Origin of the sequence: Flavobacterium sp. M31R6 (genome assembly GCF_013284035.1) — a bacterium.
In the GTDB taxonomy this organism is placed as follows: domain Bacteria; phylum Bacteroidota; class Bacteroidia; order Flavobacteriales; family Flavobacteriaceae; genus Flavobacterium.
Window position 1 is genome coordinate 322,541 of sequence record NZ_CP054141.1, and the last position, 24,714, is coordinate 347,254.

A 24,714-nucleotide genomic window follows, 5' to 3' on the forward strand; every position below is an offset into this window, starting at 1 on the left:
TAAGCATATTTATATTAATTAATTAATATTTTACGTTTTTTTCTATATTTAAACATAAATAATAAGAATATAATAATATAAAATTCCTGAATAACAGTTTTGATTTGGATTATCCAAAAATTTACGCATTTTTTATTCATAAAAAAAGCCCTGATTTTCAAATATCAGGGCTTTTTTAATTTTTTGTACTACAAAAAGGATCTACTTGTTTTCTAAAAAATGATTCAATAAAAATTTAGTAGAACTATCGTGATTTTTAACTTGTTTCGTATTTATCTCGTCCAATATCGAATTAGCCAATTGTTTTCCTAGCTCAACTCCCCATTGGTCAAAACTAAAGATATTCCAAATAATACCTTGCACGAAAATTTTATGCTCATACATAGCAATCAAAGAACCTAATGATTTTGGCGTTAATTTTTGAATCAAAATTGTATTGGTTGGTTTATTTCCCGTAAATACTTTAAACGGCAAAAGAACACTTGCTTTATCAGCACTTAGTCCTTGTTTGTCAAATTCTGCCTGAACTTGCTCTTCTGATTTTCCATTCATCAAAGCTTCTGTTTGGGCAAAAAAGTTAGACATCAATTTATCGTGATGATCCTCATCTCCATATAATGGCTCTACAAATCCAATAAAATCAGAAGGAATCAATTTGGTTCCTTGATGAATTAACTGAAAAAAGGCATGTTGCGCATTAGTACCTGGCTCTCCCCAAATAATAGTTCCAGTTTCATAATTTACCGGTTTCCCATCACGCCCTACGCTCTTACCATTACTTTCCATCGTTCCTTGTTGCAAATAAGGAGCTAGTTTTTGCAAATATTGCGTATAAGGAATCAAAGCTTCACTTTCGGCACCAAAGAAATTATTGTACCAAACGCTCAATAATGCCAATGTTACCGGAATATTTTTATCAAAATCAGCTGTTTTGAAGTGCTCGTCCATTTCATTGGCTCCACTTAACAAATCATTGAAATTATCAAAACCAACAGCCAAACTTATAGAAAGTCCCACGGCACTCCATAAAGAAAAACGCCCTCCAACCCAGTCCCACATTGGGAATACATTGTCAGGATTGATCCCAAACTCGGTTACTTTTTGAATATTAGTTGAAACTGCAACAAAATGTTTAGCAACATCTTCTTGTTTAGCTGATTTTAAAAACCAAGCTTTAATAGTTTCAGAATTGGTTAAAGTCTCTTGAGTTGTAAATGTTTTGGAAACAATCACAAATAAGGTAGTTTCTGGATTTAGCTTTTTGATAATTTCATTTACGTGGTCCCCATCAACATTGGAAGCAAAATGTACATTTAAATGATTTTTATAATATTGCAAAGCTTCAACTGCCATGACCGGTCCCAAATCTGAACCTCCAATACCTATATTAACGATATCCGTAAATGGTTTTCCCGTATATCCAGTTCTTTTTCCAGAAACCACTTCGTTTGTAAATGATTTCACTTTGTTTTTTACCGCATATACTTCTGGCATCACATTAATACCATCAACATTAATCACAGCAGATTCTTTGGCACGCAAAGCAGTATGCAAAACAGCTCTATTTTCTGTTTGATTGATAATTGCTCCTCCAAAATAATCGGAAATAGCACTTTTTAAACCTGTTTCGTTTGCTAACTCAAGTAACAAATTAATTGTTTCCTGATTAATTCGGTTTTTGGAATAATCAACCAAAAAATCATTCCATTTCAAATGGAACTTCTCGGTTCGTTCAGCATCGGCTTGAAACATTGCTGTCATCGAAGCCTTTTGTATTTCATTATAGTGTGCCTGAAGTTTTTTCCAAGCAGAAGTTTCAGTTGGGTTTATTGTATTTAAAGCCATTTTAATTCTAGTTTTTTATAATTGTGCAAATTTACTGAAATAAGTTTGATTGGACTAAAATCAGTACATTATATAACAATTAAATTCAAATTAAAAGAATAAATTAACTTGGTTTAAATAAGCTTAAAAATCGTGTTTTCTATAAATTGGAAACACTATCCAATTCAAATTTCAATGGCTCGATTTTCTTTAAGAAACGTTCTTTATTTTTAGGGTTCATTGGTTCTCCGTTTGGCAATTTCAATCGTAATGCATCAACTTGAACTCCATTTTTCCAAAAACGGTAGCACACATGTGGACCAGTGGCCAATCCTGTACTTCCTACTAATCCAATGGTTTGCCCTTGATTTACATGCTGCCCACGTCTTACCAGTATTCGGGACATGTGCAAATATTGAGTGGAATAAACTTTGTTATGCTTTACTTTTACAAAGTTCCCGTTTCCGGCGGTATAGCCTGTTTGTTCGACTATTCCAGCAGCAGTTGTAGAAATTGGTGTTCCATATGGCGCAGCATAATCGGTTCCTTTGTGGGCTTTCCATATTTGCTGTACGGGATGAAAACGATTAGAACTAAAATGAGAGGTAATACGACTAAATTTGATTGGTGTCTTAAGAAAAAAATTCTTCAGCGTTTTTCCATCTTCATCATAATAGTCAACTTTACCCGAACCTAGATTTTGTTCAAACGGGAAAGCATAAATAATCTTCCCTTTGTATTCAAAAAAAGCGGCTTCAAGACTATCCACTCCATCATAAATTGAATCATTAATATATCTTTCCGTAAAAGTTAGTCCAAAGCGATCTCCCTTTTTAACTTTAAAGAAATCAATAGACCAAGCAAAAATCTTTGAAATCCTTGTTGCCAACGCTCCTTCAACGTTCGCAGATTCTAAAGTTTCAGAAAGGGAACCTTTTAACACTCCACCAATAGTTCGGCGTTTTAATGTTAAAGGTTTCGTTTTTTTGTAGGCTTTTGCTATTGAATCCCGCAAATCCACAACATAATAATTCAATGCATCTGGTTGGTATATAAAAACATCCAGTGTATTGGTTTTATTCTTAGAGCGAAGCAGTGTGTAATGTTTATTAATTCTAATGCTACGTACATCAAAAGTGTCTTTCACTTGGGCAACAATGTCAAATACTTTTTTGTCTCCAATGTTTTGATTTTGCAAAATACTCCCAAACGTATCTCCTGCCTTTACAGAATCTTGTACGACATTAAAATCAGAAAATTTAAATCCAAAATCACTTTTTTTGGACTTTGGAACTACTTGATTTTCCACAACATCCTCACTCCTATTACAGGATATCAGGGAAAACAGCACTACTAGAATTACAATTACCTGCTTCAAGTTATCTCTTTTTAATCTTATTTTTCTACTCCCCAATTGGCCAATTCCTCTTCACTCCACAAATCCGGGAAGAAAATTCTTCTCTGGTATCTTGGATGCATGTATTTTTTCCAATCACTTCCTCCTGTTGCCTCACCATCTCCTTTACCATTGTCAATATATTTTCTGGCAGCATTTAAGTGTCCCATTACCCAAGTAATATTTACCGTATGATCATAATGACGCATGGCTTTCACCAATTCCGGATTTTCGCGATCGGAATCTGGTAATTGCTTAAATTTCTGCCAAAGGTTTATTGTATTGTATTCCTCCATTTGAGTCAAAAATGCCCCTTTGTATTTACGTTCAAACTCTAATAACAAATAAGACTTCTCTCCCGTTTGATGATCTTTACCGGCAGCTTGCCAATACATATGATCCAAAGCATGTTCATAAGGTGTATTTCTATCAATAGTTGCTCTAAAACGATAATCTATAAGATTGATTAAATCAGTCGAAGCTATTTCAATCATTCTATATTGTGCACTTTGAAATCCACTAGCCGGAGTTAGGGTATTTCTAAATTTCATATATTGTTCTACTTCCATTCCGTCTCCCATAATATCAAAAGAAGTGGTAAGCATATCAAAGTAACGACTAATTCTCATTAATCTCTCGGTGAAAAAATCAGTTGTCAGCTTTTCAGCATAGGAAATTTGATGCATTTCCCAAAGTATCATTTTAAAAAGCAATTCATTGACTTGATGATACATGATAAAAACCATTTCATCTGGAAGCGTTGTTCTTTGAATTTGCAAATTCAATAATGCATCCGTTTGAATGTAATCCCAATAAGTTATCGGTTTTGACCAAAGCAATCCTTCAAGATGGGTTTCGGTTTTTTGATTTATGGCTTGGAATTTTTGATCAATTTCATCTAAAATTGATGCAGTGGTATCATTTATTGTCATTTTGATTTTAATTTAAACGGATTATTCAACCCTTTGTATTCTTCCAAATCGGCTTTGATAGACCCTACCAAAAGGGTCGCTTTTATACGAACCGGTATCTTATTGTAGTCATCTGAAATCCAAAGCGTTAAACTTTCCTCTTCCTTGAATATACGCCCAGACTGCACTAAAGGTCTAAAAATCATGGTAGAAACAATGCCAAATTTAGTTGTAATATCTTCTCTACCTATGAATTTTAACTTAAATTTTGTAGTCTCATTATCAAAAAACATATCGATAATTATTGATTCTCCTGTTTTAATTTTATTGATATTGGGATAATTCCGCAAATAATAAAAGGAAGACAATATATCCTGAGTGTTTTTGGAAAAGTTAAATGATTTTTCAGTATTGTGCTTGTAATCTTTCACCAAGATCTTATTGGTCTTTTTATTAAAGAAGCCTTCTTGATTTTTAGTATACCCGCCCTCGTTGATTTTTCGAACAAACTTATACGGATTTCTAGTATCCTTATCTATATAACTTTCATAAACATCTTCTACATTAAAAAAGAATTTGGTCATCCCTGTAGAAAATCCTTTTCCAATTACATGATAAACAGGCTGGTCGTTTAGCATCTCATCTTTGACTTCGATTGTTGCATAACCAGCATTTATGATACCATAATGTACTCTAAACTTTAGATATTCCCCCCCTGCAAAAGCCTCATCTTTTTGAGTATCGAAACCTAAAGTGATGACCACTATCAAGAAAATTATAATTTTTTTCATGGATTCGATACATTACAACTAAAATAACCTCAAATGTATTAAAACAAAAAAACTCAGTCAAATTAATGACTGAGTTTTTATGCTATTAACTAACCAAAAAACTATAAATTATGAAAATTTATATGAAACTAAGAAGGAAACCACCCCTTCCTGATTTGCGAGTGCAAAAGTACATCATCAATCGACGTTTTCTTAGCAAAAAGTCAAGTTTAACACAACATTTGCAACTTTAAGGGTTATTTAACTATTATTTTTTTTGATAATGCAATAAAAATGAAATTTTACAGAGTTCCTCGCAATTGCTGTTCACGCTCTATTGATTCAAAAAGCGCCTTAAAGTTCCCCGCACCAAATCCTTTTGCTCCCATTCTTTGAATAATTTCAAAAAACAAAGTTGGACGATCTTGAACTGGTTTGGTGAAAATTTGTAATAAATAACCATCTTCGTCGGCATCTACCATAATGGCAAGTTTTTCTATTTCGGCCAAATCCTCTTTCATCATATCCATATGCACTCCCAATCGTTCTGGAATGGCCTCATAATAGGTATGTGGTGGTGCCGATAAAAATTCTACTCCTCTTGCTTTTAATTGTGAAACTGTTTTTATGATATCATCGGTGGCGATGGCGATGTGCTGAATTCCAGGCCCTCCATAAAAATCCAAGTATTCTTCGATTTGCGATTTTTTCTTTCCTTCGGCTGGTTCATTGATTGGGAATTTAATTCTTCCATTTCCGTTTGACATTACTTTACTCATTAAAGCCGAATATTCGGTATTGATTTGTTTGTCATCAAAAGAAAGGAAGTTTACAAATCCCATCACGTCTTCATAGAATTTCACCCAAGTATTCATTTCGTTCCAACCCACATTTCCTACCATGTGGTCAATGTATTTCAGTCCTGTTGGTTCTGGATTGTAATCGGATTTCCATTCTTTGTATCCTGGCAAGAAAACACCGTTATAGTTTTTTCGCTCCACAAAAATATGGACTGTTTCACCATAAGTGTAGATACCTGAACGCACTACTTCCCCAAACTCATCTTTTTCAACCGTTGGCTCCATAAAAGAACGAGCTCCACGTTTCATAGTCTCCTCATAAGCACTTCTTGAGTCTTCTACCCAAAGTGCAGCTACTTTTACTCCGTCACCATGTTTTTTCAAATGGTCGTGTAGAGGAGAATCCTGCGTTAATGGAGTGGTTAAAACGATGCGGATTTTGTCTTGTTTCAACACATAAGACGTTCTGTCTTTTACGCCTGTTTCCAATCCGGCATACGCCAATGACTGGTAACCAAAAGCAGTTTTATAATAATGTGCCGATTGTTTTGCGTTGCCTACGTAAAATTCTACATAATCGGTTCCTAAAAGCGGAAGGAAATCTTGCGCTCCTTCGAATATTTTCTCTAATCCGTATTCTACTGATTTTACTTCTTTTGCCATGATGTTTATTTGTTTAATCGGTTAATCGTTAAATTGATGTGCCGAAATGTTGTTGATTTCTCTAAAGCCCTAGCCCTGATAGTAGTGGAAATCCTACCGATTTTTTTTCGGGAGATTGCAACGGATAGCAGGAAATAGCTCCTAATTATTTTTTAAATGTGATTGTTTTAAACTGATGTCCTAAACGTGATATACTAAGTGAGATTAGCTAACGCTCCGTTCGCTTCGCTCGGGTGCTTCGTTCCTCGCAATGACTTACTCTACCCAAGATTTATAATACTGTCCATCGTCTATTCCCATAGCTTCTTCGGTTACCATAAGTGGTCGAAAGGTATCGACCATTACTGCCAATTCTTGCGTCTCCTTGTGTCCAATACTGCGTTCCATGGCACCTGGAGCAGGCCCGTGCGGAATTCCTTTCGGATGTAATGTGATGTGTCCTTGCTCGATATTGTTTCGGCTCATGAAATCGCCATCTACATAATACAACACCTCGTCGCTGTCAATATTACTGTGATTGTATGGCGCCGGAATGGATTTCGGGTGGTAATCGTAAAGTCTTGGCACGAAAGAACAAACTACAAAAGTACCTGTCTCGAATGTTTGATGCACAGGTGGCGGTTGGTGTACACGGCCTGTTATAGGTTCGAAATTGTGGATGGAAAATCCGTATGGAAAGTTGTAACCGTCCCAACCCACAACGTCAAAAGGATGTGTTGCATAAACTACTTCATGCATCATTCCTTCTTTTTTCATTTTGATGACAAAATCACCTTTTTCGTCATGCGATTCCAATTCGTTTGGCAAAATAAAATCACGCTCACAAAATGGCGAATGTTCCAAGTGTTGTCCCGATTCATTTTTATAGCGTTTCGGCGTATAAAAAGGAGAATAGGATTCTACGTAAAACAAACGATTATCTTCGGTTTCAAACTCGATTTGATAAATGATTCCGCGTGGAATAATCAAATAATCCCCATACTCAAAAGGGATATTCCCAAGCATTGTACGAAGTTTTCCTTTGCCTTTGTGTATAAAAATCATTTCATCGGCATCGGCATTTTTATAGAAATAAGATGTCAATGATTTTCTTGGCGCTGCCAATCCTATGATGCAGTCTTTATTAACCAACATGGCTTTTCGGCTGTCCAAGAAATCGTCTTCGGGTTTCAATTCGAAACCTTTCAATAATAATGATTTTATGTTTTTCCCAATTGCAATTTTGGGCTCAACCGAATACGATTTTAGTATTTCTTTGACCTGAGTAGGTCGATGAATGTGATAAGACAATGAGGAGTGACCATGAAATCCCTCTGTACCAAATAGTTGTTCGTAATACAAACCTCCATTTGGTTTTTCAAACTGGGTGTGTCTTTTAGGAGGAATATTTCCTAGTTTATGATATATTGGCATAACAATTTAAATTAGATAGTAAACAATTCGTAAAAATCGTAGCGTCAAATAGTTAGCTTTTTTAAGCACAACTTTGATATACACAATCAAGTATTCAATTCTTTGACAATACTAATAGGCTAATTGCACCAATAAAATCACTCTGGATTTCTTTTGATTAGGAATTGAAGATACTCTAATAAACCCGTCCAATTTGTTTTCATAATTACAAATATCGTAATTTTTATTTAAAAAAATACAAATTAAAATATAAATCCAATACTAAACCAAAGGTATGAGTTTGAAGTTTCCGGAGACCAGGAATATTTTATTTCGACTGGACCAATCACGGTTTCCAATCCGTAACCCAAGGCATATCCTGAATACTTGGGCCACGAAATCCAATCCAAGGAATCGTATAAATCGTCTTCTAAATTGGCATAATTGGCCGAAAAATTAAGATGATTCTTTTTCAAAATTTCAAAGTCAAGTGTAATTGTGCTTTCCAAATAACTATTGCCCGCAATACTTAAATAATCATAGCCATAAAAATACTTGAAATTATTTGTACTATTAAATCCATAACCTCCCAAAATAAAGTCAAAATAAGGCAAACTTTTATTTCCAATTGAGGCACCTGCTTCGGCCTGAAACTTTATTGTTGTGTTCTTAAAAATTGTTCTTGCGATACCGGCTTCGCCACTTATAATGGAGAATGGCTCAAAATTAGCTGAACTTTCAGATGAAAACATATAAAACTGTGGATTTCCCGAAAAATACCACCCTTTTTTGGGGAAATATTTATTGTCGTAGGAATCGTATTTTATATACCCAAAAAGGCTGAAATAATTGCTTTTGGTAATCGTTGGCTCTAATTCAAGTGTTTCGGAAGTAATGTCAAGATATTCAAATTCTGCCCCAACACCGATAAGGAATTTTTGGGCAAATATGGATTGAAGATACACCTGATTGGACAAATCAAGATAATCTATATTTATAGAATTTGTCCCGTCACTATTATAGGTAATCACGCTAACTGGAATGTTTTTGTTAAATTGATGTAATTGAGACTTAAAACCATAACTCAACTGAAATCCATTGTCAATATAGTAGTCAAAAGAATACCTTATATTGTCTCCCAAAACCAAATCGGCTGATAAAAAATCATTTTTGAAAAACGTTTTTTTGTTGGTCACATTGGCCAAAATAGCACTTTTATACAACCCATCGTAATGCAATCCAAATTTTAATTGTGTTTTCACGGGACTTTCGGTTAACGTGAGAATCAAATCATCATAGGCTCCATTTTTCTCAAAATAATAGCTCACAGCACTGAAATTTTGGGTCGCATTAAGATTATTAATTCCCGTTTCCAAGTTTCTAAAACTTATTTTGGATCCTGGCTTAAAGTTTAATTTCCCAATAATATAATCTCTGGAATAATTTTGCAGTTCATTTGTTTTAATATCAACAATCGTCAAACTATCAGTCTCTACTTTTAATTTAGGTTTATGGTAAGGATTCGCTTTATCTACCAAAATGTCAATTTTTTCATATACTGCAAAAGTGGCATCTTCTCCTTTTTTGATAATTTCTGCGGCCTTGTCAAAGGTTACCACTCCGTAATTTTTTACGTCTGGTTTGATATAAACTTCAGTGAGATTTGCATTTACTTTCATTCTTTCAATCATTTGCAGATTGGTAATCTGAAAGAAAATTTTTGAAGCGCTTCTTAATTCGTCCTTACTGAGTAAACCCGATTGCACATCAACTCCTATTATTATATCAGCTCCCATTTTCCGAACTTCTTCAATAGGATAATTATTGATTACTCCTCCATCTACAATGAGGTTATTATCAATTACGACCGGCGAAAATATAGAGGGCAAAGAAGAACTCCCTGTTATTGCCTGGGCTAAAATTCCTTTGTCAAAAACCACTTGTTCCCCAAGTGCAATATTGGTACCAACACACAAAAAAGGAATTGGCAGTTCATTAAAATCACGAACATGTCGAACTGGCAATGTCAATCGACTCAATAAATTGAAATTATACATACCTTTTGACAATGCCTCGGGAGCACCAATACTGAATTTATTGAAAGGAAGTGTCAAGGCATACAATTCATCATTTCTCTTTTCATAAAAATTCTTAGAAGATCGGGGAATATAATCGTTCAGGACATTGCTGAAGTTGGTTACATTAATAATAGAATCGATTTGTTTGGCATTATATCCCATCGCATAAAGCCCACCAATAACAGCTCCCATGCTAGTTCCGCCAATGTAATCTATCTTTATTCCGGCATCTTCCAAAACATTTAGGACACCGATATGTGCAAAACCCTTGGCTCCACCTCCACTCAACACCAAACCTATCTTAGGCCTCTTTGGTGTGTCTTGGGAAAATGAATTCAAACAAGTAAAAAACAAAAGAATAAAAATCAGTATTCTATACATAAAGGGCAAATTACTTTGTTTTGTAAAAGTCGGTAATTTTTTTGGCTTTTGACATACCTATAACGTCAGAAATTTCTTTTTCGGTTGCCAATTTCAATCTTTTAACACTTTTAAAATGTTGAATTAACGTTTGCATTGTTTTTTCTCCAATTCCGGGAATACTTTCTATAGAAGAATTCAGCGCTGCCTTACTTCTTTTATCTCTGTGGAAAGTAATTCCAAAACGGTGTGCTTCATTTCGCAATTGCTGAATAACCTTCAATGTTTCTGACTTTTTATCCAAATACAGCGGGATAGAATCACCAGGGTAAAATAATTCTTCCAGCCTTTTGGCAATTCCTATAATGGCAATTTTACCTCTTAATCCCAAAGCATCAATACTTTTTAATGCCGATGATAATTGTCCTTTTCCTCCATCGATAATAATCAAATTGGGCAAAGGTTCGTTTTCGTCCAGTAACCTTTTATAACGACGATAGACTATTTCTTCCATCGAAGCAAAATCGTCCGGGCCAACTACAGTTTTGACATTAAAATGCCTGTAATCCTTCTTGCTCGCTTTTCCGTCTTTGAATACCACGCAAGCAGCTACAGGATTGGTTCCTTGAATGTTTGAGTTATCAAAGCATTCTATATGTCTAGGTTCTACCGGTAATCGCAAATCACTTTTCATTTGAGCCATGATTCTATTGGTATGGCGGTCTGGGTCTACTATCTGTAATTGTTTCAGCTGTTCGATTCTGTAAAACTTAGCGTTGCGAACCGACAAATCCAATATTTGTTTTTTATCCCCCAGTTGTGGTACCGTAATTTTTATCGTTGGCTCCAAATCCACATCAAAAGGAACAATCACTTCCTTGGACAGTAATTGGAAACGCTCCCGCAATTCTATTATCGCCAATTCTAGCAGTTCTTCATCCGTTTCCTCAAGTTTCTTCTTGATTTCCATGGTATGTGAACGAATAATTGATCCGTGCGAAATTTGCAGAAAATTGATAAAAGCGGCACTTTCGTCAGAAACAATGGAGAAAACATCTATATTCGTAATCTTTGGATTTACAATCGTAGAACGCGATTGGTAATTCTCCAACACTTCTATCTTTTCTTTTATTTTTTGTGCCTCTTCAAAATGCATATCCTGTGCCAAACTGGTCATGAGACGCTTGAAATCTTTCATGCTCTCCTTAAAATTTCCTTTTAGAATTTCGCGGATAGCATCGACTTGTTTTTGATAATGTTCTAATGTTTCAAACCCTTCACACGGTCCTTTGCAATTGCCAATGTGATACTCCAAACACACTTTGAATTTGCCACTATTGATATTATTTTGATTCAAATCGTAGTTGCAGGTTCGTAACGGATAGAGTTCTTTTATTAAATCCAAAATTGTATGAACCGTCTTAAAATTGGTATAAGGGCCAAAATATTCCGATCCGTCTTTGACCATTCTGCGGGTGGCAAAAATTCGGGAAAATGGTTCTTTCTTAATACACAGCCATGGATAGCTTTTGTCATCCCGCAGCAGCACATTGTATCTGGGTTGCAAGGTTTTTATCAGATTGTTTTCCAATAAAAGGGCATCTGTTTCGGTGGGAACAACGATGTGCTTGATCGTTACAATTTTCTTAACCAGAACATTCGTTTTAGCAGTGTCGTGTATTTTATTAAAATAAGACGAGACTCTTTTTTTAAGATTCTTGGCTTTACCTACATATAAAATCTTCCCTTCCTTGTCGTAATATTGATATACACCAGGACCATCAGGTAAGGTTTGTATTTGCAGAGCTAAATTAGGGTTGGTCATTTTTTTAAAAGCTTCTGAGAATTAATTCGTTGTGGTAAAAAAGTCCCAATTCTTCATTTTTTCAAATTTACAAATAACAATCACGCAAACCAATATGATTTTCTTAATACCAAATAAATAATTTCTATATTTAGATTTTTATTTTATAACATGAAAAACTCAAGACCATTAGTGATTTTTGGCGAAAGTGTTTTGCCTGGAGAAAGTAAAACAATTCAACTAGAAATTGCCAGATTACATACCACTACTAAACTAACGATTCCAATTATCGTAAAACGTTCCAAAATTGAAGGTCCAGTTGTCCTTTTTTCGGGCGGGATTCATGGAGATGAATTTAACGGTATCGAAATCGTGAGGCAACTCATCAGCAAAAAAATAAACAAACCCAAAAAAGGCACTATCATTTGTATTCCCATTATAAATATTTATGGATTTATAAATAGATCCCGAGATTTTCCAGATGGAAGAGACTTAAATCGAGTATTTCCAGGAAGCAAAAAAGGTTCGTTGGCCAGCCGATTTGCTTATCATATCATAACCGACATCATGCCTCTGGTAGATTATGCAGTTGATTTTCATGCAGGAGGTGCCAGCCGATTTAATGCTCCACAAATTAGGCTTACGCCAAATAACCCTGCTGTAAAACTATTGGCCGATGCTTTTAATGCACCATTCACCTTATTTTCAAAAAATATAGCGGGCTCTTTCAGAAGTTCCAGTGAAAAAATAAATGTAAAAATGCTTCTTTTTGAAGGAGGAAAATCTTTAGACATTAATCACGAAGTAGCACAGGAAGGCATCAATGGAGTCAAACGCCTTTTAAAACATTTGGATATGTTGGACCCTAAACATTACGTTCCAGCTCAAAAAAAGCCAACAATTTACATTGAAAAATCGGGCTGGTTACGTGCCAAATGTTCGGGTTTATTAATCGACAATAACTTAGTTGGACAGTTTGTAAAAAAAGGAACAATATTAGGAATGATAACAGATCCTTTTGGGAAATTTGAACGAAAAATAAAAGCTCCAAATGACGGATATGTACTCAACGCCAACCACTCTCCCATTGTATATCAAGGAGATGCGATTTACCACCTTTCAAATACTGCCGAAGAAGATAGCGAGTAAAACCTAACAATTATCATGTTTTCTCCCAACCAATACTCTTATTTTTGAATAAAATTTGAGATTATGTTATATTGGAAAAAGTTATCCCAAAAAGAGAGACAGGCCCGAATTGAGAAAGCATTAGAGGAAAATGTCAATTTTACTTTGGACACTTCTTTAGGATACCCAGCCTCAAAACTAGACAGTAAAGTATATTATGAGGATGCCTCTTTTTTGACAGATGCGCCCACTTTGAAAACTTATGTGGCCAATCCCAACCATATTGGCTGTCATACTCTGGGTACTTCCGAAAAAGCATTTAAAGGTACTCAAGAAATGGAACGTGAAGTTTTGGATGTACTGGCAGTCGATCTTTTCAAAGCACAACCCAAATCGTATGACGGATACATTTCTCCAGGTGGAACCGAAGCCAACATTCAAGCCATTTGGATGTATCGCAATTATTTCAGCTATAAACTTGGTGCCAATCCGTATGAAATTGCGATTTTAGCCTCAGAAGACACTCATTACTCTATCCCAAAAGCGGCCAATATCCTGATGCTTGATTGGCTAAAAGTTCCGGTTGATTTCAATACCCGAGAAATTGACACTTTCCAATTGGAAAACATCATTATTAAGGCCAAAGAAAAAGGCAAAAAATATTTCATCGTAATCTCCAATATGGGAACTACCATGTTTGGAGCTATTGACAATCCCAACGATTATATTGAAGTTTTAGAAAAACATCATTTGACTTATAAAATACATATTGATGGTGCTTATGGTGGTTTTATCTATCCGTTAAGTAACAAGGAATCGGAGCTTAATTTTGAAAATCCAAAAATCAGCTCCATAACCATCGATGCTCACAAAATGCTACAAGCCCCTTATGGCACGGGTATTTTTCTTTGCCGAAAAGGTTTAATTGAAAACGTTTTGACCAAAGAGGCTGAATATATAGAAGGAATGGATTTAACCCTTTGTGGTAGCCGATCAGGTTCCAATGCTGTAGCAGTTTGGATGATTTTATTCACCTATGGTCCTTTCGGTTGGTGCGAAAAAGTGCGTATTTTACAAATGAGAACGCAGTGGCTTTGCGACCGATTAGACGAATTGAAAGTAGCCTATTTTAGAGAACCTTTTATGAATATTGTTACCATTCAAGCTCAATACATTGAAGAAGCATTGGTCAAAAAATTTGATTTGGTACCCCAAAAACACAATGGTGATAATTCATGGTATAAAATTGTGATTATGGATCATGTAGAAGTAGATCATTTGAGTACTTTTATACACGATCTAAAAGAATCACTTTATGTTGAAAAAGGAATTAAGACAGAAGTATAAAGTATTAAGACAAAATCTTACTACTACTGAAATTGAGAATTTAAGCCTAGCTATCGCCAATGAGATACTGAAGCTTCCAATTTGGAATAAAACATATTTCCATGTTTTTTTACCCATTGAAGAGCAGAAAGAAGTCAATACCGAATTTATACTGCACCTCCTCTCTGGAAAAGACAAAGAAATTGTGATTTCCAAAAGCGATTTTACAACTCGAGAAATGACCAATTTTCTTTTGACCGACAATACCAAAATAAAGAAAAACGAATACAACATTCCTGAACCCGTTGATGGTCTTGAAGTTCCCGCAACAAAAATTGACGTGGTTTTTGTTCCTCTTTTGGCTTTTGACAAAAAAGGAAACCGCGTAGGTTATGGCAAAGGATTTTATGATAAATTCCTGTCACAATGCAAACCAGAAACTATTAAAATTGGCCTGTCCTTCTTTGAACCTGAAGAACTCATTTCAGATGTTTTTGAGAGTGACGTGTTATTGGATTATTGTGTGACTCCAAATGGGGTTTATGAATTCTAGTTTAGAAACAGTAATTTTGCGTTTTTAAAACCTATACTTAAATTATGAAAATCTTTAAAACCCCAAGATTTACAACACAAATTCTGATTATTCTATTTGCTGTTACATTAACAAACTGCAGTGTTGGAATAGGATCAACCCATAGTTCAACCAAAACAAAACAGGTTCCTCCAGGGCAAGCCAAAAAAATGACTGGAGAAAAAAGTGCCAAAAATCACGCTCCTGGTCATAATAAATAAAACGAAAAAGAGGCAATCTCATAAAGATCAGCCTCTTTTATTTTTTCAAAAAAGCAAAATAATTAATGTTTATGAAATGCTTTTTTGTTGAACACGATCAAAATTCCGACACCTGTTGAAATGGCCACATCGGCAACATTGAAAATAGCATTAAAAAAAGTAAAATTGCGTCCACCAAAATAAGGAATCCATTCCGGCATAGGATAATCTTTTATGAAAGGAAAATAAAACATATCGACAACTTGTCCGTTTAGCCAAGTCCCATAGGGTTTGTCTGTAAATATTGTAGCCAATTGTTGGTGGCTATCGTCAAAAATAACACCGTAAAAAACAGAGTCAATAATGTTTCCAACTGCACCGGCCAATATCAAAGCAATAGCGACAATCAGATAATTGGAACTCTTTTTTCGTTCAACAGCATCCCACAACCAATAACCAATTCCTGTTACGGCAAAAAGCCTAAAAACAGTTAAGATTAATTTTCCATAGGCTCCAGGAATTTTGGTACCCCAGGCCATTCCTTCATTTTCGATAAAATGAATCTGAAACCAATTGAATACATGAACCTCTTCACCTAAAACAAAATTTGTTTTTATATATATTTTAGAAACTTGATCGACCAATAATATAAGAGTGATGAGAAAATAAGCTTTGAGTAATGACATTTTTAAATTTTTAAAGGCGTAAAAGTAATAAATTAACCAAAAAAAACGCTCCCAAAGGAGCGTTAATTATTGAATGATAAGACATTTATCTTTGTAAGTTTTTTGCCTCGATGCTCATTGTGGCATGAGGAACGATTTTTAGTCTTTCTTTTCCGATTAATTTTCCTGTGATTCTACAAACCCCGTAGGTTTTGTTTTCTACACGGAATAATGCATTCTTTAAATCTCGTATAAACTTTTCTTGACGAATCGCCAATTGTGAGTTTGCTTCTTTAGACATGATTTCGCTACCTTCTTCAAATGCTTTAAACGTTGGAGATGTATCATCCGTACCATTGTTAAGGTCATTCATGTAGGCGCTTTTAATCAAATCTAAATCGGCTTGAGCCTTTACGATTTTAATCTGAATGATTTCCTTAAACTCTGCTAAATCAGCGTCAGAGTATCTTGCAACTTCATCTACCATAATACTAATTTTTTGTAATTGTTATTTTTGTTGTTATTCCATCAAAGTCAATTTCCGTGCCAAACTCTATAATTTCCTCAAAAACAAGGGTTTCTGTCAAAGTTTCTGATTTAATATAGTCCTCATTGGCCTTTACTGCTGTTTCCAAAGTATCATTATTTTGCAAATGAACTTTAATTTTATCAGTCACTTCAAATCCTGTATCTTTTCGGATATTTTGAATTCTGTTCACCAATTCTCTTGCAATTCCTTCTTGTTTCAGCTCGGGAGAAATTGTAATATCCAACGCAACTGTTATTCCGTTTGAATTGGCAACCAACCATCCTTCGATATCTTGTGATGATATTTCTACATCTTCTAGTGATAAAATTACACTATTTCCCGCAATTACAATGGTTAACGAACCTTCCTTGTCAAATTGTGAGATTTGTTCTGTAGTCAATTTTTGTATCTCTTTGGAAATCAATCCCATATCTTTTCCGAAGCGAGGTCCTAGAGCTTTAAAATTTGGTTTTATTTGTTTAATCAAAATCCCGGAAGCATCGTCCAAAAGTACGATTTCTTTCACGTTTACTTCCGCTTTTATTAAGTCTGAAACCGCTTCGATTTCGAGTCTTTGATTCTCGTCAAGTACCGGAATCATTACCTTTTGCAGTGGTTGGCGCACTTTAATCATCTCCTTTTTTCTTAGTGATAAGACAAGTGATGAAATGGTCTGCGCTTTCTGCATTTTGCTCTCTAACATTTTATTAACATACTTTTCAACTGAAACAGGGAATTGAGCCAAATGTACAGACTCAAAATTTTCTGTTTGTGTTGCTTTTGTCAGGTCTCTGTAAAGGGAGTCCATAAAGAACGGAGCGATTGGAGCACTTAATTTGCTGATCGTTAGCAAACAAGTATAAAGCGTTTGATAAGCAGCGATTTTGTCTTGTGCATATTCTCCTTTCCAGAAACGACGACGACATAAACGAACGTACCAGTTACTTAAATTTTCCTGAACAAATTCGGATATCGCACGAGCCGCTTTTGTAGGCTCATAATCGTCATAATACCCATCTACATCAGCAATTAAAGTATTCAATTCCGAAATAATCCATTGGTCTATTTCAGGTCTTTCGTTTACTGGAATTTCAGCTTCAGCATATTTAAATCCGTCAATATTGGCATACAAACTGAAGAATGAATAGGTGTTGTACAACGTTCCAAAGAACTTACGACGCACCTCAGCAATTCCTTCTAAATCGAATTTTAAGTTATCCCAAGGATTCGCATTGGAAATCATATACCAACGTGTGGCATCTGGACCGTATTCTTTTAAAGTTTCAAAAGGATCGGCTGCATTACCCAAACGTTTGGACATTTTTTGTCCATTTTTGTCTAGAACTAATCCGTTTGAGACTACATTTTTATAGGCAATTTTATCAAAAACCAAAGTTCCAATAGCGTGTAACGTATAGAACCAACCACGAGTTTGATCTACACCTTCAGCAATAAAATTCGCAGGAAAATCTTTGTTTTCGTCTATTTTTTCTTTGTTTTCAAATGGATAATGCCATTGAGCATAAGGCATCGCTCCTGAATCAAACCAAACGTCTATCAAATCGGCCTCACGCTTCATCGCTTTCCCTGAAGCAGAAACTAACGTAATTTGATCAACCACATTTTTATGCAAATCAATCAAATCATAATTTTCCTCAGACATGTTTCCAATCTCGAATCCTTTGAATGGATTTTCAACTTGAACACCAGCCTGAACTGCTTTTTCAATTTCGTTGTATAATTCCTCAACCGATCCAACCAGTATTTCTTCGGTTCCGTCTTCGGATCTCCAAATAGGCAATGGAATTCCCCAAAAACGAGAACGAGATAAATTCCAGTCGTTGGCGTTTTTCAACCAATTCCCAAAACGTCCTTCACCAGTTGCTTTTGGCTTCCAGTTGATGGTTTCGTTCAAGTCAAACATACGGTCTCTAACCTCGGTGATTTTTATAAACCAAGAATCCAAAGGATAGTATAAAATTGGCGTATCAGTTCTCCAGCAATGTGGGTAACTGTGAACGTATTTCTCTACTTTAAATGCTTTATTTTCTTCTTTTAATTGAATGGCAATCTCTACATCAATAGAACGTTCTGGAGCATCTCCATCTGCAGCAGTATAATATTCATTCTTAACATATTTACCAGAATATTGTCCTAAGCCTTGGATAAATTTCCCTTGTAAATTCACTAATGGAACTGGGTTTTCATTTTCATCCAATACTAACATTGGCGGCACTTCGGGAGTAGCTTCTTTGGCTACTTTGGCGTCATCCGCTCCAAAAGTTGGGGCTGTGTGCACAATTCCTGTACCGTCTTCAGTCGTAACAAAATCTCCTGAAATTACTCTAAAAGCATTTTCTGGATTTTGGTATGGCAAAACAAAAGGCAATAATTGTTCATAACGAATACCAACTAAATCGGCACCTTTACATTCGGCAAGTATGTGAAATGGTATTTTTTTGTCTCCCTCTTTAAAATTTTCAAAATCAGAAGCATCGGTACTTTCAAAAAATCCTTTCCCAAATTGTTTTCCAACAAGATTTTTAGCCAAAATCACATTGGATGGACGGAAAGTATATTGATTGAATGTTTTAACCAAAACATATTCTATCCTAGGCCCAACTGTCAAAGCGGTATTACTTGGTAAAGTCCAAGGTGTGGTCGTCCAAGCTAAGAAATGGATTTCATTCAAATCCAGTCTCTCAAACTTATAATGCTTTAAATTATTAGAACTGATATAGTTATAAAAAGTATTGAAAACCAATTCTTTTTGATCTTCTAAAACTTTGAACTGAGCAACAACCGTTGTGTCGGTTACATCTCTGTAACTTCCGGGTTGGTTCACCTCATGTGAGCTCAAACCTGTTCCCGCTTTTGGTGAATATGGCTGAATGGTGTAACCCTTGTACATCAAATCCTTATTGTAGATTTGTTTCAACAACCACCAAACCGATTCCATGTATTTGGATTTGTAAGTCACATACGGGTCTTCCATATCAACCCAATATCCCATTTTTTCGGTCAGGTCATTCCATACATCGGTATAACGCATTACGGTTTTCTTACACGCTTCGTTATACTCCTCTACAGTTATTTTCTTTCCAATATCTTCTTTGGTGATTCCAAGTTCTTTTTCTGTACCCAATTCCACAGGTAAACCGTGGGTATCCCAACCAGCTTTACGCTTTACTTGAAATCCTTTTTGGGTTTTATATCTGCAAAAAATATCTTTAATCGCACGTGCCATTACGTGGTGAATTCCAGGCAATCCATTAGCCGAAGGTGGTCCTTCAAAAAACACGAAAGGCTCATTTCCTTCTCGAGTGGTCACACTTTTCTCAAAAATGTTTTTTTCCTTCCAAAAATCCAGCACTTCTGACGCCACTGTTGGCAAGTCAAGTCCTTTGTATTCAGTAAATTTTGTACTCATTTTATCCTTTTCTTAATCGTGGTGCGAAAGTAAGAAATTTTAAAATAAAAAGGCAATGAGCATAAGTAAAAGTTACTCTTAGTTATTTTTTGTTTATCAAGCCATTATTTAAGCCCTTAAATTATTAAAAAAATAAGTCCAATAAATTCATGCAAAGCAGTTTAGAGATTAAAAACAGGTAATTATACGCGCATTTGATTTTTAAAATATTTGTACGTTTGATGCTCTTAATCAGTAAGTTAATAAATTTAAACAGAATGAATTTAGCTAAAATACTTGACAAACTTTCCAAGAAAATAACTTCTGAAATTACTGCATCAAATAATGGAGTTATAGTAAGTATCGAGCTAACAAATGTTGCCACTTTGAATGATGGTGATGAATTTTTACAAGAAAAATCTTCGATGATTCTTTCCATAGTAAATATTGAAGAAGATAAAACGCTAAAAAATCAAACTTTATACAAAGAATATCCAGGAAATGGCAACTCCATTGAGAAATATAAAAAGCCTACCCAAAACTTGATTTTGTCCCTATTGTTTACCTCCTATAATAAAAACCAAAACAAATATGCCGAAGGGTTAGATAAATTAGAATACATTATTAAATGCCTGCAAAACAACAACGTGTTTTATTATGATAATACCAATTTTTTTGAACAGACCGAAGTCTCCGAAAATCAAGCTAAATCAATGAATAAAATTATTCTCGACTTAGTCAGTTTAAAGTCGGAGCAACTCAACCAAATGTGGTCTTATTTAGGAAGCAAATACATGCCCTCTGTATTGTACTCCATGCGATTGATACGTGTTCAAAACGAAAATAACCTACCAACAGATCCAGTCATCGATAAAGCAAAAGTTCAACTTTGGACTAATGACAAAAGTGATATAGCGGGAGAAATAGAAGCCAGTTCATTCCTGTTAGAATAAAAAAACTTAGCATTCCAGCAAATTAAGAACCAATAAATATAAAGTCATGAATATTAGCTCTATTAAAACACCTGGGGTATACATCAATGAGATTGACGCATTCCCGCCTTCTGTTGCTCAAGTAGCCACTGCCGTACCTGCATTTGTAGGCTTTACAGAAAATGCTCCTACCCCTAATATTGTCACTAGGGTATCTTCCTTTTTAGAATTTCAACAACTTTATGGAGGGGCACCTCAACCTACGGGAATTACAGTCGACTTAGATGCTAATTCCTTGCCTACCGATAACTGTACTGTCGCTGAAAGTAAATTCAAACTCTACAATAGTTTGCAACTTTTTTATGCTAATGGTGGAGGAGAATGCTACATTCAATCCATTGGTTTGTATACAGATGCACCCGCTTTTGATGCTGGTACAAAAACCAAATTCATTACAGGTGTTGCGGCTATTGAAAAATTCGACGAACCTACCTTGCTCCTGTTTCCAGATGCTGTGAATCTTGCCTTTACAGATCTTGGTGAAGTCCAAAAACAAGCCTTAATGCAGTGTCAAAAACTAATGGATCGATTTGTCATTATGGATGTAAAATATGATAAAGCAAAAACTCCAATTAAAGACAACGAAGATTTTAGAGATGGTATTGGAACCAATAATCTAAAATATGGAGCGGCTTATTACCCATATCTGAATTGCAATTTCCCACAAGCTTTTAGATTGTCAGACATCAATACGGCATTGGCACCATCTGGCGGTTTCAAACAATTTTTTCCGAATGATAACGATCTTAAAACAAACATCACTTCTTTTGAAAGCCTTCATACAGATGTTTCTGGTCTAAAAACAACTAGCACAGCCGCAATCACAGCTAATAAATTACTGGATTGGACTCCTACAGTAAATGCAACAAAACTAAATGCTAATTTAACAAAAAGCTGGAATCTCATCAAAGTGTTTGCTAAACCAAACGATTTTACAAACCCAAAATTAGTAACCTATACCAATGCCGATTTAGTATCTATTTCTTTGAAACCAGTAGTTCAAAAATTAATTGATTTCAGGAAAGCGTATGAGAAATTAATAAAACCAGATGGTATTACTTTAGTTACTGCATTAGCATTAACCATAAATGATGGCGATTTTAATGGTAATTGGGGTTCCATTTCTGCAATTACAGAATCTCCAGTAAACGAATACGATGGCAAATTGAGTAACTTAATTCCTGTTGCCGGTCCAGTTCCAGCCCATAATGAACCCGATTTTGTAAAAATTCAAGCCGAACTCAACAAATTACACACTTTAGTGGTAAACACATTAGACACTGCCGTAAATGCAGTTTACAAATACGAATTGGTTCAGGAAAATAACCTCATCGCACAAATGCCAATTTATGGAAGTATTGTTTCCAAATTATCCCAAAGCATGAATACCGTTCCTCCAAGTGGTGCCATAGCGGGTATTTATGCCCAAACCGACGGCACAAGAGGCGTTTGGAAAGCACCCGCCAATGTGAGCATCAACGGAATCATTGGACTAACCAGAGACATCAATGACCTTGACCAAGAGCCCATGAATATTCATGAAACCGGAAAATCGATCAACGCAATTCGCAAATTTACAGGCAAAGGATTTTTGGTTTGGGGAGCACGCACACTCGATGGAAACAGTAATGATTGGCGCTATGTCAATGTGAGACGTCTTGCCAACATGATTGAAGAGTCTGTGAAAAAAGCCTGTATGCGTTATGTATTTGAGCCCAATGTTTCTCAAACTTGGGTGAATGTAAAAGGGATGATCGAAAATTACCTGACTTCGATTTGGAATGATGGTGCATTGGCTGGAGCCAAACCAGAGCATGCCTTTTTTGTCGCTGTGGGAATTAACCAAACAATGACTGCTCAAGATATTCTTGAAGGGCGATTGATTGTAAAAGTAGGTTATGCTCCATCGAGACCCGCGGAGTTTATCATTCTTGAATTCAAACAAATGCAACAAAAATCGTAAGCTCCCATAAAGAGAATGATTCGAAAAAATAATATTTAGTAACTAACATTTAAAAATATAAAGTTATGCCTAATACAGATTTTCCTATCCCAAAGTTCCATTTTAGCGTAGAATGGGGCGGTACAAAAATAGCTTTCACCGAGGTTTCCGGTCTAAATAAAGAAATGGACGTTATAGAGCACCGTGTGGGGTCTAGTCCAGAGTTCTTCAAGAAAAAAATGCCCGGTTTGCAAAAATTAAGCAACATTTCACTCAAAAGAGGTGTTTTTGCAGGCGACAATGAATTTTATCAATGGTACAATACAGTCGCGATGAATACTGTCGAAAGACGTAACATCACAATTTCGCTCTTGAACGAAAATCATACTCCCGTGGTAGTTTGGAAAGTAAAAGATTGTTTCATTGTTTCCTTAAAATGCTCAGACATGAAAGCTGATGCAAACGAAGCTGCAATAGATACAGTCGAGATTGCCAACCACGGATTTACGATGGAACACGTAGCTTAATGTTATGGCGAGTTCAAACCCTATAGTAGGCTTTCATTTCTCGGTGATTTTCGAGCTGTTACCTCAGTTTAGTATCGATACCAAGTTTCAAAGTGTGGGCGGTTTAAAAGGAACTCTAGAAATGGAATCGGTAAAAGAAGGCGGACAGAACCGATTTACCCATCAATTACCCATTCGATCGGGATATCAGGATTTAGTACTCAAAAGAGGACTTACTTCGGATATGTCAGGCGTATCAATGTGGTGCTTAAATGCTATCGAAAATTTCAATTTCAGTCCGGCCAATCTACTGGTTTCTTTATTAAATGAAAATGGAAATCCCGTAAAAGCTTGGTATGTATCACATGCCATTCCATTATCGATAGATTACGGGGATTTTAATGCCGAAGAAAATAAAATTGTCATTGAATCCATTGCTTTGAAATACAATTTCTTTAAAGAAATTCCGATTCCGAGTTTTTGAAAAACTAACGCACAAAATTATGCCAATAGAAATTAAAGAACTGCGCATTGTAGTAAAAATTGAAGAGGATAAACCTTCTTTTCAAGCCCAAATTCCGTTGGATAAAGTGCAGTTAGAATCTATAAAATCGGAGCTTATTCGAGAATGCACCTCTAAAGTTTTAGAAAAAATAAAAGAAAAATCCGAACGATGATACAAGCGGCTTTAGGCATTATAGACAAAATGAGAATTGAGGTTTTCGAGACCAATGAGTACGACAAAGACCCGAAGAAAACCATTTTTGTACAACTCAATCCAGAGAAATACACCATGAAACACAATGTTGTTTTTTCTGAAGGTCAGCCTATGGGTGCTACTGGCAATGATTTGAAATTTAACAAAATAGAAGGTGAAGAAGTAACTTTCGAATTTCTATTTGACAGTTCGGGTGTCGTTCCTCCCGGGAAAATAAAAGATGGAAAAGGTAAAATGTCATTTCTGGATAAAGCAGGTGATGTTTTTGATGCATTGAAACCCGCCATAGTCAATCCTTTTGACGAGGTTAAATCGGTAGAAGAAGATTTGGAAGCCTTTAAAAATCTATTATTAGGCTACAATGGAAAAACGCATCACACGGCCTATTTACAACTTCTGTGGGGAGGTTACAGTCTGCAATGTCGTTTGAAAAACATGGAAATTGAATATTATTTGTTTCGAAAAGACGGAAGACCAATTCGCGCCAAAGCCAAATGCACTTTCAAAGGAACAGTTTCGTACAAAACCATGCTCGCCGAGCAAAAGAAAAGTTCTCCAGATTTGACTCATGAACGCGAATTTGAAATGAATGATAAGCTTACTCTCATCGCTGAAAACATATATGAAAATCCAAACTATTATATAGATGTAGCCCAATCTAACTCGTTATTGAGTTTTAGAAATATCCGTTTTGGTCAAAAATTGATTTTTCCACCAATAAAATAATCGA

21 protein-coding genes are annotated in these 24,714 nt (G+C 35.5%); 10 read left to right on the top strand and 11 right to left on the bottom strand.

The window, feature by feature from the left end:
- Window positions 1-201 precede the first annotated feature (201 nt).
- The 8 genes from pgi to uvrC form a co-directional block, all read right to left on the bottom strand.
- Window positions 202-1,845 carry a glucose-6-phosphate isomerase gene (pgi, locus tag HQN62_RS01355; protein WP_173503033.1) on the bottom strand — a complete coding sequence of 548 codons (1,644 nt, stop codon included), beginning with the start codon at window positions 1,843-1,845 and terminating at the stop codon, window positions 202-204.
- A 139-nt stretch (window positions 1,846-1,984) separates the two neighbouring features.
- A complete protein-coding gene (locus HQN62_RS01360; RefSeq protein ID WP_173503034.1) occupies window positions 1,985-3,202 on the bottom strand; it encodes a M23 family metallopeptidase in 1,218 nt (405 codons plus the stop codon).
- 17 nt (window positions 3,203-3,219) lie between these two features.
- Window positions 3,220-4,152, bottom strand: a complete 933-nt coding sequence (locus HQN62_RS01365) for a tryptophan 2,3-dioxygenase family protein (protein WP_173503035.1) — start codon at window positions 4,150-4,152, stop codon at window positions 3,220-3,222.
- A complete protein-coding gene (locus tag HQN62_RS01370) occupies window positions 4,149-4,922 on the bottom strand; it encodes a DUF3108 domain-containing protein (RefSeq protein WP_116796753.1) in 774 nt (257 codons plus the stop codon). The genes HQN62_RS01365 and HQN62_RS01370 overlap by 4 nt, the downstream gene beginning before the upstream one ends.
- Before the next feature lie 281 nt (window positions 4,923-5,203).
- The gene (gene hppD / locus HQN62_RS01375) at window positions 5,204-6,364 is read right to left on the bottom strand and encodes a 4-hydroxyphenylpyruvate dioxygenase (protein WP_173503036.1); all 1,161 of its coding nucleotides are present in this window, start codon (window positions 6,362-6,364) and stop codon (window positions 5,204-5,206) included.
- Window positions 6,365-6,619: 255 nt separating this feature from the next.
- Window positions 6,620-7,777: a homogentisate 1,2-dioxygenase gene (locus HQN62_RS01380; RefSeq protein WP_173503037.1), complete on the bottom strand. Its 1,158-nt coding sequence runs from the start codon at window positions 7,775-7,777 to the stop codon at window positions 6,620-6,622.
- Between the two features lie 242 nt (window positions 7,778-8,019).
- A complete protein-coding gene (locus tag HQN62_RS01385) occupies window positions 8,020-10,215 on the bottom strand; it encodes a patatin-like phospholipase family protein (RefSeq protein WP_173503038.1) in 2,196 nt (731 codons plus the stop codon).
- 10 nt (window positions 10,216-10,225) lie between these two features.
- Complete coding sequence (gene uvrC, locus HQN62_RS01390) at window positions 10,226-12,019, bottom strand: excinuclease ABC subunit UvrC (RefSeq protein WP_173503039.1); 1,794 nt, start codon at window positions 12,017-12,019, stop codon at window positions 10,226-10,228.
- A gap of 150 nt (window positions 12,020-12,169) precedes the next feature.
- On the opposite strand from uvrC, the gene HQN62_RS01395 reads away from it, so the two are divergent.
- The 4 genes from HQN62_RS01395 (at window position 12,170) to HQN62_RS01410 (ending at window position 15,244) form a co-directional block, all read left to right on the top strand.
- Window positions 12,170-13,147: a succinylglutamate desuccinylase/aspartoacylase family protein gene (locus HQN62_RS01395; protein ID WP_116796748.1), complete on the top strand. Its 978-nt coding sequence runs from the start codon at window positions 12,170-12,172 to the stop codon at window positions 13,145-13,147.
- Between the two features lie 63 nt (window positions 13,148-13,210).
- Complete coding sequence (locus HQN62_RS01400; RefSeq protein ID WP_173503040.1) at window positions 13,211-14,473, top strand: pyridoxal-dependent decarboxylase; 1,263 nt, start codon at window positions 13,211-13,213, stop codon at window positions 14,471-14,473.
- A complete protein-coding gene (locus HQN62_RS01405; protein WP_173503041.1) occupies window positions 14,442-15,005 on the top strand; it encodes a 5-formyltetrahydrofolate cyclo-ligase in 564 nt (187 codons plus the stop codon). Before HQN62_RS01400 ends, HQN62_RS01405 begins: the two co-directional genes overlap by 32 nt.
- Window positions 15,006-15,049: 44 nt before the next feature.
- On the top strand, window positions 15,050-15,244 hold the full coding sequence (locus HQN62_RS01410; protein WP_116796745.1) for a hypothetical protein: 195 nt from the start codon (window positions 15,050-15,052) through the stop codon (window positions 15,242-15,244).
- Between the two features lie 62 nt (window positions 15,245-15,306).
- Here the strand turns inward: HQN62_RS01410 and HQN62_RS01415 are convergent, their stop codons facing one another.
- The 3 genes from HQN62_RS01415 to ileS form a co-directional block, all read right to left on the bottom strand.
- A complete protein-coding gene (locus HQN62_RS01415) occupies window positions 15,307-15,909 on the bottom strand; it encodes a lipoprotein signal peptidase (RefSeq protein WP_116796744.1) in 603 nt (200 codons plus the stop codon).
- Window positions 15,910-15,994: 85 nt separating this feature from the next.
- The gene (locus tag HQN62_RS01420; RefSeq protein WP_077372364.1) at window positions 15,995-16,375 is read right to left on the bottom strand and encodes a TraR/DksA family transcriptional regulator; all 381 of its coding nucleotides are present in this window, start codon (window positions 16,373-16,375) and stop codon (window positions 15,995-15,997) included.
- Between the two features lie 4 nt (window positions 16,376-16,379).
- A complete protein-coding gene (gene ileS, locus HQN62_RS01425) occupies window positions 16,380-19,847 on the bottom strand; it encodes an isoleucine--tRNA ligase (protein WP_173503042.1) in 3,468 nt (1,155 codons plus the stop codon).
- Between the two features lie 257 nt (window positions 19,848-20,104).
- On the opposite strand from ileS, the gene HQN62_RS01430 reads away from it, so the two are divergent.
- The 6 genes from HQN62_RS01430 to HQN62_RS01455 all read left to right on the top strand — a co-directional run bounded on the left by HQN62_RS01430 (window position 20,105) and on the right by HQN62_RS01455 (window position 24,710).
- Window positions 20,105-20,779 (top strand): Pvc16 family protein, encoded by a 675-nt coding sequence (locus HQN62_RS01430; protein ID WP_173503043.1) that lies wholly within the window; start codon window positions 20,105-20,107, stop codon window positions 20,777-20,779.
- Between the two features lie 46 nt (window positions 20,780-20,825).
- Entirely contained in the window at window positions 20,826-22,781 is a 1,956-nt protein-coding gene (locus HQN62_RS01435) for a phage tail sheath C-terminal domain-containing protein (RefSeq protein WP_173503044.1), read from the top strand.
- A gap of 65 nt (window positions 22,782-22,846) precedes the next feature.
- Window positions 22,847-23,287 (top strand): phage tail protein, encoded by a 441-nt coding sequence (locus HQN62_RS01440; protein WP_111408249.1) that lies wholly within the window; start codon window positions 22,847-22,849, stop codon window positions 23,285-23,287.
- 4 nt (window positions 23,288-23,291) lie between these two features.
- On the top strand, window positions 23,292-23,750 hold the full coding sequence (locus HQN62_RS01445; protein ID WP_116796740.1) for a phage tail protein: 459 nt from the start codon (window positions 23,292-23,294) through the stop codon (window positions 23,748-23,750).
- 19 nt (window positions 23,751-23,769) lie between these two features.
- Entirely contained in the window at window positions 23,770-23,943 is a 174-nt protein-coding gene (locus tag HQN62_RS01450) for a DUF5908 family protein (protein WP_173503045.1), read from the top strand.
- Window positions 23,940-24,710, top strand: coding sequence for a CIS tube protein (locus tag HQN62_RS01455; protein ID WP_116796739.1), 771 nt, complete (start codon window positions 23,940-23,942; stop codon window positions 24,708-24,710). Before HQN62_RS01450 ends, HQN62_RS01455 begins: the two co-directional genes overlap by 4 nt.
- Window positions 24,711-24,714 lie beyond the last annotated feature (4 nt).